Source organism: Geobacillus sp. (assembly GCF_017515625.1).
In the GTDB taxonomy this organism is placed as follows: Bacteria; Bacillota; Bacilli; order Bacillales; family Anoxybacillaceae; genus Geobacillus; species Geobacillus stearothermophilus.
The window spans coordinates 1-13,741 of record NZ_JAFWFM010000125.1 but is presented as its reverse complement, the minus strand read 5'-3'; the positions used below and the strand labels follow the sequence as shown (position 1 = coordinate 13,741).

The 13,741-nt window shown below is 53.9% G+C and carries 10 protein-coding genes and 5 pseudogenes; 4 read left to right on the top strand and 11 right to left on the bottom strand.

The annotated features are described in order from the left end of the window. Positions 1-458: 458 nt before the first annotated feature. Positions 459-1,745, bottom strand: coding sequence for an SEC-C domain-containing protein (locus IKE44_RS07830; protein ID WP_287465530.1), 1,287 nt, complete (start codon positions 1,743-1,745; stop codon positions 459-461). A 208-nt stretch (positions 1,746-1,953) separates the two neighbouring features. Here IKE44_RS07830 and IKE44_RS07825 point away from each other — a divergent pair, with 208 nt between their 5' ends. The 3 genes from IKE44_RS07825 to IKE44_RS07815 are packed head-to-tail and all read left to right on the top strand — an operon-like array spanning position 1,954 to position 6,520. Further along, complete coding sequence (locus IKE44_RS07825) at positions 1,954-3,561, top strand: SWIM zinc finger family protein (protein WP_049625361.1); 1,608 nt, start codon at positions 1,954-1,956, stop codon at positions 3,559-3,561. Then, on the top strand, positions 3,558-6,338 hold the full coding sequence (locus tag IKE44_RS07820) for a DEAD/DEAH box helicase (protein WP_064213727.1): 2,781 nt from the start codon (positions 3,558-3,560) through the stop codon (positions 6,336-6,338). The genes IKE44_RS07825 and IKE44_RS07820 overlap by 4 nt, the downstream gene beginning before the upstream one ends. A 2-nt stretch (positions 6,339-6,340) precedes the next feature. After that, positions 6,341-6,520: a hypothetical protein gene (locus IKE44_RS07815; RefSeq protein WP_033013721.1), complete on the top strand. Its 180-nt coding sequence runs from the start codon at positions 6,341-6,343 to the stop codon at positions 6,518-6,520. A gap of 184 nt (positions 6,521-6,704) precedes the next feature. On the opposite strand, the gene IKE44_RS07810 is transcribed toward IKE44_RS07815, so the two are convergent. From IKE44_RS07810 to IKE44_RS07775, 8 genes and pseudogenes are all read right to left on the bottom strand, one after another. Continuing rightward, complete coding sequence (locus tag IKE44_RS07810; protein WP_033013720.1) at positions 6,705-7,019, bottom strand: Uma2 family endonuclease; 315 nt, start codon at positions 7,017-7,019, stop codon at positions 6,705-6,707. Positions 7,020-7,100: 81 nt separating this feature from the next. Then, the gene (locus IKE44_RS07805; RefSeq protein WP_064213726.1) at positions 7,101-8,072 is read right to left on the bottom strand and encodes an MTP-1 family protein; all 972 of its coding nucleotides are present in this window, start codon (positions 8,070-8,072) and stop codon (positions 7,101-7,103) included. Positions 8,073-8,347: 275 nt separating this feature from the next. Next, positions 8,348-8,836 carry a macro domain-containing protein gene (locus IKE44_RS07800; RefSeq protein WP_049625357.1) on the bottom strand — a complete coding sequence of 163 codons (489 nt, stop codon included), beginning with the start codon at positions 8,834-8,836 and terminating at the stop codon, positions 8,348-8,350. A 225-nt stretch (positions 8,837-9,061) separates the two neighbouring features. Further along, complete coding sequence (gene galU / locus IKE44_RS07795; RefSeq protein WP_049625356.1) at positions 9,062-9,949, bottom strand: UTP--glucose-1-phosphate uridylyltransferase GalU; 888 nt, start codon at positions 9,947-9,949, stop codon at positions 9,062-9,064. Between the two features lie 281 nt (positions 9,950-10,230). After that, entirely contained in the window at positions 10,231-11,289 is a 1,059-nt protein-coding gene (locus IKE44_RS07790; protein ID WP_287465529.1) for a BtaManbiosPhlase, read from the bottom strand. A gap of 2 nt (positions 11,290-11,291) precedes the next feature. Further along, a pseudogene (locus IKE44_RS07785) lies at positions 11,292-11,474 on the bottom strand (DUF1861 family protein); the annotation flags it as partial. Next, positions 11,443-11,775: pseudogene (locus tag IKE44_RS07780) on the bottom strand (ABC transporter permease subunit); the annotation flags it as partial. The pseudogenes IKE44_RS07780 and IKE44_RS07785, both read right to left, overlap by 32 nt. Before the next feature lie 66 nt (positions 11,776-11,841). Further along, positions 11,842-12,015, bottom strand: a pseudogene (locus IKE44_RS07775) (sugar ABC transporter permease); the annotation flags it as partial. Between the two features lie 26 nt (positions 12,016-12,041). On the opposite strand from IKE44_RS07775, the pseudogene IKE44_RS07770 reads away from it, so the two are divergent. Next, positions 12,042-12,242: pseudogene (locus IKE44_RS07770) on the top strand (substrate-binding domain-containing protein); the annotation flags it as partial. A 39-nt stretch (positions 12,243-12,281) separates the two neighbouring features. Here the strand turns inward: IKE44_RS07770 and IKE44_RS07765 are convergent. Continuing rightward, entirely contained in the window at positions 12,282-13,163 is an 882-nt protein-coding gene (locus tag IKE44_RS07765) for an Rpn family recombination-promoting nuclease/putative transposase (protein WP_061580620.1), read from the bottom strand. A gap of 201 nt (positions 13,164-13,364) precedes the next feature. Further along, positions 13,365-13,604: pseudogene (locus IKE44_RS07760) on the bottom strand (EamA family transporter); the annotation flags it as partial. Between the last annotated feature and the right edge of the window lie 137 nt (positions 13,605-13,741).

The following is a 13,741-nucleotide window of genomic DNA, read 5'->3' as shown; positions in this document are numbered from 1 at the left end:
CCAAACTTCTGCGGAGATACGATTGCATTCAAATAGTTTTTGGATAACTTCTTTCTTTGCCCGAAAACGGGTTTTCAGCGTTCGATACATGGTTTCACCTCCTATGTTTATTGTATTCTATTGCCATCCAAAGAAGAAAGAGAAAAACAGAAAAACCGAACGCCATTCATCCCCCACCTGTAGAGATGGGGGACTTCTGGCTGATTTATGTTAAAAACGGTCGGAATCGCGCACAAAGCCATTTTTCCCAATCCATTATGGATTCGGTCAAAACCGATCGTTCCCCGCCGCTTTTTTTGGAGTTTCACGAATGGAACGCATTCCATTCCCTGTTTCTACTTATAGAGGGCTTGGGTTGAGCCCAATGATGTTTGAATGAGAGAGCCCTTGTGGAACCGGCTTTCCTTTCTGACGAAATGCCGCTGACTTGCGCGCAGCGCCCGTTTTTCTGCCAGCTTCTAGATGAATCCCCGATCGGTGAAGATCTCCCACGCTACATCACGGAGTTCTTTACGCAATTCTTTTTCATTCACTTCCTCAAGCAGGCCTTCATTCCGCCACGAACGGATGGCGCGGTCAATATGACGGTTGACTCGCTTCTCGTCCCATCCTTCACGCATCAACATCAGATCGATGTCATCGATCCATTCATTGATGCGCGCATCAAGCTCATCCCCTTCCTCTTCGAACCAGTCTTCCTCCCAGTCATCGAGCCATTCCTCGTCGTCTTCATCATCAACAGCCATCAGGAAAAAATCCAACGCCGCCGATCGCACATCTTCTGGCATCACGTCATACCGATCGGCGATGTCTTCCACCTCCGATCCTTCCGCCTTCATCAAATGCCCAGCCACATAGCGGAGCGCCGCCGCGTAGACGGGGACCGAATAAGGGAGGCGGGATGTTTTTCCGCAATAGATCGCCCATATGGCGAACGCTTGATTGAGCAGCGCCGCTGGCGCCTCCGGCTCGTTTTCATCGAGCTCGCGAATGACGGCCGCTTGTTTCGGATCATCCCATTTGAACTGTTTGGCGAACTGCCAAAGCCACTCCAAGAGCACATCGGAAAGCACAGCGACGAACCGATCGCGCATCCATAAAGCCGATGGCTGACCGCTCCACTCCCCTTCTTGTTGAATCGCCCGAAGCAATCGATCTTTCCCTGACGCCGGGAGCGGTAACACCGCTGTGAAACACGTGAACACGTCTTGGTACGGCACAAGGAAGCCGAACACCACATCTCCTGTTTCGATCACGCTCGGCCATTGATGGGAAGCCAATAAATGAACGATCTTTTCCCCTCCCGTCAACAAATCCCGGACAACGGGGCGATTGTCGTCCTCATAGCCGATGAACTCGCCAAGCGACGGAACGGCTCCTTCCCACCTCTCGATGTGAGCCTGAACGGACGGGCGCCACCGCTCCCAATGACGGCTTTTCCGGTAAGCAGAAAAGATCGTTTGTCCTGTTTCATCAAGCGGCCAACAAAACAACATCCAATTCACCGCCATGATCTGCACGCCAAGCTCGAGTTCCTCCGGCATCTCATCAAGCGGGAACTGGTCTAAAAGCTCTTCCGCCTCCCTCTCATACCGCTGTAAAACAAACTGACGCATATCATTCATGCATTCGATCAACTCGCGGTCAATCAATGACGAAATCGAAACCGCCTCTTTTTTTCCACAACAATGCTTGTACTTTTTGCCGCTGCCGCACGGACAAAGGGCATTCCGCGACACCATCATATCGTCACCCGCTTTCCTTCGATTCGGCATTGCCGTTATGTTCATTGTATCATAACAGAGAGAAAAGCAGGAATAAATCTCACGCCAAACAAACATAGCAACAGTACAATCCGCCATGCTATAATAATGTAGATATAAAGAATGAACGGAAAACGGGGGCTTTCTTCGGGAACCCATGATGCACAATGGACGGAAAGGACGGACTGATATGTTGCAGACCGCAATCTCCAAACCTCTGTTGCAAAAAGCCGCTGCCGACTTGCAGCGGGAATGGTCGTTTTCTCTCTTCCAACATGTCATCCAAAAAGGGCGGGAATTGTCACGGCAAGGGTTGGTGTATAACGTCACGGTCATAGACAGCGATTTTATCGAAGGAAAAGTCATCGACACCGCCATTCATGACGTGACGCTTGATTTGTCGGACATCTCCCTCCACAGCTGCACATGCGGGGCGGAAGATCTTTGCCCGCACGTACTGGCGCTGTTCTTTTACGTGTACGGAAATGTATTTGACAACGGCGAGTTGTTGCGGCAATGGAAACAAGGAAAGAAAAAACCGAACCGGAAAGCGGCATCGGTCCAAACACCGTCTGAACCAAACACAGCGGAATCGGTCGCCCAATGGCGGAAGCAGTTCGCCGACCTATTGGACGAGTGGAGCGCCCGCCACCGCCGCCGCAATGATTGGCCGTACCGCTTGTCCCATCAACTGTTTCCGCGACTCGTCAAAAACAGCCCGAAACACAGCGCTGTCCGTTTGTTGCATCGCTTCCATGCGGCCTTGTTTTTGCTTGACCATTTGTTCGAATACGGACGCGAACGCGGTTGGGACCGTGGGCTGTTGTTCGGATCATACGAGCAGTTTTCGTGGCAACAAGACGTCGATTATATCGCCGACGAATGGTTCGAAACGTTGGAACGGTTTCCGTCCGAACTGCTGCCCCCGTCTGTTGAAACGCACATCGAACAGACGATCCCGTATGTACGGGAGTTGTTGCTGCGGTGGGGAAAGGCGTCCCCTTCACTCGTCTACAGCCTATACACAACCGCTTGGGAGCTGCTGTTCACGAAAGAAGCGCAGCGCCGGCAAGAGAAAGAAACGCTGATCCGCCTGGCAACGGAAAAACAGTCAACCACTCTGTTGCTAGCTGCCGCCCATCTCGCCTTTTTACTCGGCGAAGATGACGAAGCGCTCGCCATCTACCGCCAACATCCCAAGGAAGCGGCTCCGTTTTTTATCGATTGGATGGAGCGGTTCGCATCCTCGCATTCGCCGGAACGTTTCGCATCATTTTGGGCGAAAGGAAAGCAAGAGCTTGCCTTCTACATATCCGCTCTTCCAGAGATGGAGCGGTCGCCGTTTGTCAACGAAATCGGTCGGCTGTACGAATCATACGCTCGCCAACACAACAAATGGGACGACTATGAGAAGCTGTTGGCCGCATGCTTCCCATACAGCGCGAACCGCTACGTTCATTGGCTGCTCGATCAAAGGCGCTACCATGATGTAGTCGACTTATACTTATGGGGGGACGCCACCGCCCATGACATTGATCCAACATTTCTCGCCATGCTGCAAAAACAAAACCCGGCGCTCGTCTTGCCATTGTATCACCGAGCGGTCATGCGTTTTGTCGAGGCGAAAAACCGCGCAAGCTATCGCGTCGCCGTGCAATATTTAAAAAAATTGCGTGCGTGCTACCGATCGTTGAAACGAATGAACGAATGGCAGATGTATCTTGAACAGCTGTTAGCCAAAACAGCGCGCATGCGCGCGTTTCATGAAGAAGTGGAGAAAGGAAAATTGCTTCTATGATGGAACAAGCGTTGCAGACGATTACCCTTTCATGTGAATGGAGCGAAGAAGGACGATGCTTCTGGCTCAGCGGCCCGGACCGTGTTTCGAGCTGGGCGCCGCTTGTGTTCGCCTGGCATGAAGAAACCTTTTACGGCACCTTGCTTGATGTCGCGACCGTCCACGGACGCGACGCGGTGCGGCTGTCCCCGTGGCAGGCGCTCACGTTTTTCGCCTGGCGCCCGTCCAACCGTTTTCTTTCCATCAAATGGGGAGATGAGTTCACCGCCCAGCTTGAAACATGGGCGAAGCAAATCATCGACGATGTGCGCACACGCTGCTTCCGCCCCGATTTCTCGGCGTGGAAACAAGGGCAGCCGTCTGAATGGGCCGAAGCTGAGCGGACGCGTTGGCGCGGGCTCAAAGACGATCCGCACCCGCTTGTTGCGGCATGGCGGTCGCTGGCAATCGCCGACTGGCTGTCGCGCGACCCAGAGCTGCGCGGCATTTGGGGCGACATCGTTCGCGCTTATCCATTAATCGCCTCCCCCAGCGGCCAATGGATCGGAACGGAAGACGATTGGCTGGAACAAATCGGCTGGCTCGGCGACCGGCCGCCGTTTACGGTCGGGCTTCGCCTCGTCGAGCCGCCTGAGGACGGCGACGCATGGACGCTGGAAACGGTGTTCATCGCCATCGACGACAGCGTCATCGCCTCTGCCCGTGATATTCCGCGCGCCTGGCGCCCATATGAATCATCGATCCAGCGCGCCATTCGCCGCATTTGCGCGATCGTGCCGTGGCTTGACGCCGGGGAGGGTCTGCGGACGGAACTGTCTAATGAAGAAGCGTGGCGTTTTTTGTCCGAAGACAGCTTAAAGCTCACCGAAGCGGGCGTACGCCTCTTGCTTCCCGACTGGTGGCACGACATCCGCCAGGCGCAGCTGTCGATCAAAGCGAAACTGTCGCCTTCCGTCAACGCCGAATCACTGTTCGGCCTTAAGCGGCTCGCTGATTTCGATTGGCGCGTCGCGACCAACGGGATTGAGCTGACGGAAGAGGAGTTTGCCGCTTTGGCGGAACAAAAGCGGCGCCTCATTCGCCTGCGCGGCCAATGGCTCATCCTTGACCCCGCCCTTGTCCGCCGCGCCCAGGCGCTCATGGAAAAGGCGAAAAAAGAAGGCGTGCCGATCCACGATATCGTGGCGCAAACGCTGCTTTCGGAAGCAGAGGAGCGTGAAGAGGCAACGGACGAATCGATCCCGATCCACATTGACGTCCATGATCAGTTCCGCGCGTTCATCCGCCAGCTCCAGCAGCCGGATGGATTGCCGAAAGCGAATGTGCCGCCGTCGTTTCGCGGCACGCTCCGCCCGTACCAGCAGCGCGGTGTCGACTGGCTCGTCTTTTTGCGCCGATTCGGCTTTGGCGCCTGCTTGGCCGATGACATGGGGCTAGGCAAAACGGTGCAGCTGCTTGCCTATTTGGCCTATGTAAAAGAAATGGAACGTCCAGACACGCCGGCGTTGCTCATTTGTCCGACCAGCGTGATCGGCAACTGGCAAAAGGAATGCGCCCGCTTCACCCCAGACTTGCGCGTCTACGTGCACCATGGACCGAACCGGGCGAAAAACGATGCGTTCGTGCAAACGGCAGGCGAGGCCGATCTCGTCATTACGTCTTACAACCTTGCTCATTTGGACCAAGACGATTTAAAACAGATTCATTGGCATGCGATTTGCCTTGATGAAGCGCAAAACATTAAAAACGCGCAAACAAAACAAGCGCGCGCCATCCGCCGCTTGAGCGGAAAACATAAAATCGCCTTATCCGGCACGCCGGTTGAAAACCGTCTCGGCGAACTTTGGAGCATCTTCCACTTCCTCAACCCTGGCTATCTCGGCAGCCGTGCGGAGTTTGAGCGGCGCTTTGCCGGGCCGATTGAAAAAGAAGGAGATGCCCGCAAAAAAGCGGCGCTGCAGACGCTCATCCGCCCATTTCTCTTGCGGCGGACGAAAACGGATGAAGCGGTTGCGCTCAACTTGCCGGATAAGCTTGAACAAAAAGAGTATTGCCCGCTCACGGCCGAACAGGCTGCCTTGTACGAGCAGCTCGTCAACGACACACTCGAACGGGCAAAGGAAGCCAGTCCGTTTGCGCGGCGCGGCTTGATTTTGCAAATGCTAAACGGTGTGAAGCAAATTTGCGACCATCCGGCGCTGTATTTGAAAGAACGCCGCCCCCGCCAGCTCGTTGAACGGTCGCACAAGCTCGAAAAGCTCATCGAACTGATCGAGCAAATTCGCGCCAACGACGAATCGTGCCTCATCTTCACGCAATACGTGCGAATGGGCGAGATGATCCAACAGCTGCTTTCCGACCTGTTTGATGAGCGGGTGTTGTTTTTGCACGGAGGCGTCCCGAAACAAACGCGCGATCGAATGATCGAAGAGTTTCAAGCACGAAAAGCGCCGATTTTCCTTTTATCGCTCAAAGCAGGCGGCACCGGGCTCAACTTAACAGCTGCCAACCACGTCATCCATTTCGACCGTTGGTGGAACCCGGCGGTGGAAAACCAGGCGACCGACCGCGCCTACCGCATCGGACAGACGAAATTCGTCCACGTCCATAAATTGATCACCGTCGGGACAATCGAAGAAAAAATCGACGAGATGCTCGAACAAAAACAAGCGCTCGCCGACATCATCACCGAAGGCGAGGCATGGATCACCGAACTGTCCGATGACGAACTGCGCGACTTGCTCGCCTTATCGGCCGCAGCGAAAGGAGGCGCTTGAGCATGGCGGAAGAAAAACGAAAGCGCAAGAAAAAAACGGCGGAAAACCCGTGGGAAAAGCTGCTGAAACGGATGGAAGAAAAGCTGAACGAGCACGAAAAACGGCAAACGCAACGGGAAAGGGACACCACGCGGCTGATGAGCGCCGCCCCGACTCCATTGGACAAACAAAAAGCTCCATGAGCACGTTTTTGTCCTTCCCCGGCATGAAAATGATGCGTTTAGGCACGCGCATTTTCATGAAAAAATTCCGTGGGCGACGTTTTGCCCTCCCGCCCGGGCATGAACATGCCCCGTCAAGACGCGTGCCTTTTCATGAAAACAGCGTGGGATTCGTCCCACGCTGTCCGCTTTTAACGTCCTCTTGTCAACGAAACCATTCCGTCATGTCGATTTCAAGCCCGGGAACATGAACGGAGCGAACCGTTCCCGTTTTCACTTGAACATCCGCCTGCTCATATAGCCGTTCCTCATTGAGCCGGTATCCCGTCACAGCTGGCTTCATCGGATTGACAATCCCGCATTCGTGAACGCCGCACGCCATGTACAAATTGAACGTTGCGACAAGATCATGCGCCTGGTTCCACGGACTTAAAATCTCGACAATCAGCGGCGGAACCTCAATGTACTTCGTTCCATCCAACTCTTTCTCACCGCAAATGACCGTCAAATCGGGAACCATCGCCCATTACCGGCCAAAACGAAAAAAGGCCGGCCGCCCCCCTCTCATCAAAAGAAGGTGGGACGGCGCCGGTCCTTTTCCCTAAACGGAAGCATACATCCGATCAAGCTCTTGCGCTTCGTATTTCGCAAACGGGTCGATGAGCGAAATTTTTTGCGCCTCGGCGTCGCCGACGCCGGCGTACAGCTCAGCCGTGCCGTCGCCTTTGCGGATGAGTCCGCCGCTAAAGACAACGTTCGCCAAATCCGGCCGTTTCGCCGGACCATCCAAAAAGTGGGAGCGAAACGCAAGCAATTGCAGCTCTGAACGCTCCATCGTCTCCGGGTTCAACACGAACACCATCGGGTAGTAATGGCGGTTGCCGTGCTCGTCAAAGCAAGCGATATGGCCAAGCGCCCCCACAAGCCCGTTCGCCAGCAAATGCGCCTCATTCACGCCGCCCCATTCTTCATCCATAAATTGGGCGTCCAAAATCGGCGCGGCGTCAATCACGTCCGGCGTCAACTCATCGAGCGAGAAAATGCGGGTGAACCCGATTTTCCCGCGTCCGCCTTTTTCCCCTTGCGGCCGGGTGAACACGCCGATCGAGCCATCTTTCAGCTCGACAAGGCGGATGTCTTTCATTCCGTCCGGCCCTTCGGCGAACTTTTTCAAACTGCAGATATTGCGGCCGCGGTAAAAGACCGTCCGCCAGCTCAGCTCGCCGTCAAACACCGGATGCGGAAACGTCTCCACGCCGCCGAACACCAACTGACCGTGAATGCGCGCCACAAACGGATCCTGCAAGGCGAACACCGGCGCCCCGTCACGAGGAACCCAGACGCCGTCGCGCTCGACGAAAAAGTACACTTCCGATTGCTCTCTGTCGCGCGCCTCGACGCGCCCAGCGATCACCCATTCTCCTTCATCCACAAACGGTGCGGAAATATTATAAACGTCCCGGTCCCCGACACCCGAAAAGCGAAGCTTTTCCGGCTCAAACGGCTGTGGGGCCGAACGAAATTCGTCTACTAACACTTGACATGTCTTTAATGTTGGCAATGAGAATAACATGATTCATCCCTCCGGATAGCGCCCAAAACGCCCGCATTGGCATTTTTGGCTGTTTTTCCTGATCGCGGTTCGAACAGGAAACCCCACTCCCTTTCACACCGGCTTCGTCATTCGGACACCAAAGGCGATGCCACCTCCTGTCGGCCGGATGAGAAAGTCAATGAAACTCATTCATTCGTGTGTTCTTATTATAATATGATATGAGAAAGAAGGAAACACGTTATTCATTGCCAAAAAAGCAGGGCCAAGACGAAGTCAAGGCCCTTTTTCTCCCTTTATTGGCGCTTTTGGACAAAACGGATGAATGCTTGATCAATATCCACCACCACAAACTCCACGTCCTCGACCGGACCCAACACCTCGACAAACAACTGTGCCACGTTTTCTTTGTCAAGCCTTCCGACGCCTGTCCCTAGCGCTGGCAACGCCACCTTCTTGATTCCGTTCTCCCGACAGTGCGCGACGAGCCGCTCGAGACACGCCCGAACGATGTCATACGACGTCGCCCCTGCAGGCTGCTTCATCGTCACTAAGTGAAGGACCCCGCGAAACGGCAGCGAGCCTGCTCCTGTCACGTACAAATCGCCGGGCTTAGGGTCTTGCGCTTGACAGACGCGGATCGCTTCCTCCTCGATCACACGTCCCCCCGCCCGACGGATCGCCGCCGCCACGCCGCCGCCCATCGGCCCGATGCCGTTGGCGGCATTGCAAATGTACTCGACTCCTTCCACTTTGGTCAGATCGCCGACCATGGCACGAATCATCCGAACCCCTCCTTAGCCATGTTTATTCTCCCTCTTCCTCCGCCTCCATAAGCTCATCCAGAACACGGTTGATGGCAGACGATGCTTCATCGATCGCTTCGGCCTGGATTAACCGTAATTCATCATCGATAATGCTTCGATAGCAGAATCTCCTTTTTGTCTCCATCCCTAAAAAACGACAAGCTGTCATGCAAAACATGGAAATGCGACCGACTGATGGTTGAATTAGCTGCTCTTCGATCCCTTCGCCTCGGCCACCACCCGCTCCAAAAACGAAAGCAAGTCATCGCGCAGCTCCTCGTTTTGCAAGGCAAATTCAATCGTCGTTTCGATAAAGCCGAGCTTCTCGCCGACATCGTACCGTTTTCCTTCAAACTCGTAGGCAAAGACGCGCTGAATTTCATTCAGCCGCCCGATCGCATCGGTGAGCTGAATCTCCCCGCCTGCGCCGACTTCCTGCTTCTCCAAAAACAAGAAAATTTCCGGCGTCAACACGTACCGCCCGACGATCGCAAGGTTCGACGGCGCTGTGCCCGGAGCGGGTTTTTCGACAAAGCGGCGCACTTGGTAGCGCCGTCCCTTCTGCTCGAGCGGGTCGATGATCCCGTAACGGTGCGTCTCTTCCTCCGGCACGCGCTTGACGCCGATCACCGAGCTGAACGTTTGTTCGTATTGCTCAATGAGCTGTTTTAAACAAGGTTTTTCCGCTTGGACGATATCATCGCCCAACAACACCGCAAACGGCTCGTCTCCGATGAAATTGCGCGCGCACCAAACAGCATGCCCCAGCCCTTTTGGCTCTTTTTGGCGAATGTAGTGGATGTCCACTTTTGATGGCTCTTTTACTTTCTCAAGCAAGTCCAATTTTCCTTTTTGCTTCAGCAGCTGCTCGAGCTCAAACGCATAGTCAAAATGGTCTTCAATCGCCCGCTTCCCTTTCCCGGTGACGATGATGATGTCCTCAATGCCTGATGCCATCGCCTCTTCAACAATATATTGAATCGTCGGCTTATCGACAATCGGAAGCATCTCCTTCGGCATGGCCTTTGTCGCCGGCAAAAACCGCGTCCCAAGGCCCGCTGCCGGAATGATCGCTTTGCGTACTTTTTTCATCTCCGATGGTTCCTCCTCTATCCGATGATCATCTGTTGTTTCGAGTCATGGCCAGTGTCTTTCATTGCCCAGCCGCAAACCGCTCTGCCGACCTGACCGATGAATCGGCGTTGTTTTTATTATACCAAATCCTGTTGAACGGAAAAGAAACGAAACGACGCAATGAGCGTTGAACGCTCTCCCACCTGCGCTCACGGTATGTTCGCGGCAAACCAAAAAAGAAACGCCCGGCCATCCAGGCGTTTCCGTTCTTACACCGCAACGTGCGGGCAACTTCGCTTTCATACTTTCACAAGCGAATCCAAAATCTCGCTAAGCTTCAGCTCGACGCACGCCATCGACGTATCCGCGGCGCCATAATACATTTTTACGATATCGCCATCGACAATCGCCCCGCATGAAAACACGACGCGGCCGAAAAAGCCGTTCACCTCATAATCCGCTTCCGGCTCGACAAACGGCTGCTCCGAGCGGGCGAGAACTTTGGATGGGTCGTTCAAATCGAGCAGCACCGCCCCCATGCAATAGCGGTGGTCATCCGACGCGCCGTGGTACAACTCAAGCCAGCCGCGCTCCGTTTTGATCGGCACCGCTCCGCCGCCGATGCGGGCGCTGTCCCACTTCCCTTCGCGCAGACCGAACAAAAAGCGATGATTCCCCCAATGAAGCAGATTCTCCGACTCCGCGATCCACACCTCGGGGCGGCCGTTGCTTCTCGGCACCGGGCGATGAAGAGCGTAATACTTGCCGTTGATCTTCTCCGGAAAAATGAGCACATCTTTGTTTTCCGGCGCGAAAATCATGCCGTGGTGCGTCACCGTCTGAAAGTCTTTTGTCGACACCATCACCTCGCCGACTCCTTTTGGCGACACGGCGCTGAAATAAATGTAATACGTGCCGTCAATGCATGTAATGCGCGGGTCTTCAATACCGAATGTCTCGAGCTCATTCGATGGATAGACGAACGGGCGGTCGTCGATCACAAACCGCCGCCCGTCCCGACTGCGGGCGAGGCGCAAATACGAAAGCGACGTCAAATAGACGAACCGCTCCGTCCCCGCCTCTTTAATAACGCGCGGGTCGGAAAAATCGTAGCGCGGATCGTCTTTGCGAAATTCGTAAACCTCGACCTTCCCCGTCTTTGGATTCCATACCGGCGCTTTCACGATGTTCGGGTCATCCGACACGGGACGCTCCGCCACCCGAAGAAGCAGCAACACTTCCCCTTGAAATTTCGCCACCCCAGCGTTAAACGCCCCGATCACTTCAAACCCGTCGTGGTGCGGCGGCACATCGTTCGGCGTAATGAGCGGGTTCTCTTCATAGCGGTAAAGGTGCATCGTCACCCCTGCCTTTCGTATTTCGTAAATGGATCCACGATCGTGAGTTTTTGCGCTTCTGCGTCACTTGTTCCAGCGTAAAAATCGGCCGTGCCGTCCCCGTTGCGAATCAGTCTGCCGCTAAACACGACATCCGCCAAATCCGGACGCTTCGCCGGGCCATCGAGGAAATGGGCTCTTGTGGCGAATTTGCGCCAACAACACGTTTAACGTCAACATCTTTTCGTTATTCACAACAAGCATATCCCAAAGCAGTTCCACCCATCGCTCCATGAAAAGGAACAAGAAAATGATCGTGGTGATCAACCGCGACATCGGCCAAACAATGCGGCGAATGATGGTGAAATGGCCCGCTCCATCCATCTTTGCCGCTTCGATCAATTCATCGGGAATGCTGCGGAAAAAGTTCGTGTACATAAAGATCGCCCACAAGTTGACGGCCTTCGGCAAGATCATCGCCCAATACGTGTTCGCAAAGGTGACGATCGAATTGATAATCGCGACCGCGGTTCCATACCCCGCATTTAATTTTTCAAACGCCTGGTTGTAAATCTCGAGCTGCCACGTATGGGTCGCATACTCCAGCCCGCCTCCCGTCAGCACATACGGTTCGGTGAAAATGCCAAACATCAAACCGACCGCCAAAATCGTCACGGTATAAAACGAAGGGTACAGCATCGGAATCGTCACGTGCCAAACCCGCTTCCAGCCAATCGCGCCGTCCATTTCCGCCGCTTCATACACTTCTTTCGTGCAACTTTGACAACGGGCAGCTGTCGCAAATCGCGACGCCGAAAATCACGACCGTCGACATCGACCTGAAGCGCTACGGCAAACGAGCGGTGGAATTGTTGCGCTGGCGGTGGGACAACCCGAACGAACCTTTTCAGGAAGTGCTATTGTCTACGAAACTGATCAAACGGGAATCCACAGCAACAAAACCAACGCGCTAGGGCGGGGCTGGCCTTTCGCCCCGCCTGTTTGATTTCCATTCACTTGAAGCCGCTTTGTTTCATTTCCTCAATCTCCGCCACAGACAATCCGGTCAGTTCGTGAATCGTTTGCGCATCAAACCCTTTCATCAACATCCGTTTCGCAATGTGCCGTTTTTCTTGTTCCGCTCCCTCTTTGCGTCCTTCCTCCCGACCTCGAATTTTTCCCTTTTGCTCATATGAGATGATCAATTCCAGCACGCGTTCTTTTTCTTTCGTCTCCATTTGTTCCACCTCGCTTCGAAGCTGTTGTTCTTCTTCATCGGACAGCTTCACATACGTTTCAAAAAAGCCCATCAACAAACGCTGTCTTGCCTCGTCTAGCTCAAGACGCACCAACATGCGCAAAAATTGCTTTTTCAGTTCCACTCGTTCACTTTCAGTATACCCCATTTTGCTAAGCAGCGCAGCCGCCACCGGGTTGTCGGTGCGGATGAATTGGCGCCAGTTTTGCTTTCGCAACTCCACGTGGAAAAAGCGAAAGTCAAGCACATCGCCAAACGGAAAGGAGAGCGTGAACGAAGAGGGTTCATCTCGGATGGCATCATAGCTGAAGACGGCAATCGGAATGATCGGAGTGCGGTATTTTTCAAACAAGCGGCTGAAGTAAAGAAACATTCTTTCTGGAAATGACGATTGAACGTACGCTTGGTTTTCTACGTGAACAATGATCAATCCGTCTTTTCCTTTGAACTTCGTCTCGACGAGCAGGTCAACGCGGTACTTCTCCCCAGCCGTTACGTCCGTAAACAGCTCTTCGGACAAAAACGACAAATGGTTGAAATCAATATGCTCGTGCATATCCGGAAAGAAGAGAAGCACAAATTCCTCAAAAAACGTCTGCAACAACTCCTTGAACAACCGGTCGTGATCGATCGCCATACATTCACCTCACACGAATACGTTTCGTATTCTCTTTTTCGACATCATCAAGCAAAATCCTGCCGATGGCACAAAAATGGCTGTCCCTTTTCGAGAAGAGACAGCCAAGACGCCGACCGCAATGTGAAGCCCCCTCCATTCCTGGATATGAATGTTTCGCCACTTGCACGCAAGGCCTAGAAGTGGGGGATTCCAAGGCGGCTACATCCCCGCCTTCCTTCCCCCAGCCGCCACTTTCGCCCGGCGGAAACGGGCGATCACGTTATCCATCCCCCCGCTGCCGAACAACACGCCCGTGACGATGAAAAGAAAACCAGCCAGCTGCATCGGCGAAATCGGCTCGCCCAGCAGCCAATGCGCCCCAAGAAGCGAAAAAAACGGATTGAGATTGATGAACACCGCCGACTCAGCGGGACCAAGATGTTGAACAGCCTGGTTGTGAACTACCCCCACTTAATTTTCTAGCGAAAATTTGAAGTGGGGGCTTCCAAAGAAGTTTGACTGCTTCAAGCAATCCTTATTCTTTGAGGCGTGTCCACTTCGCCGCTAGAGCATAAGACACTCAGGTCTACAGCTTT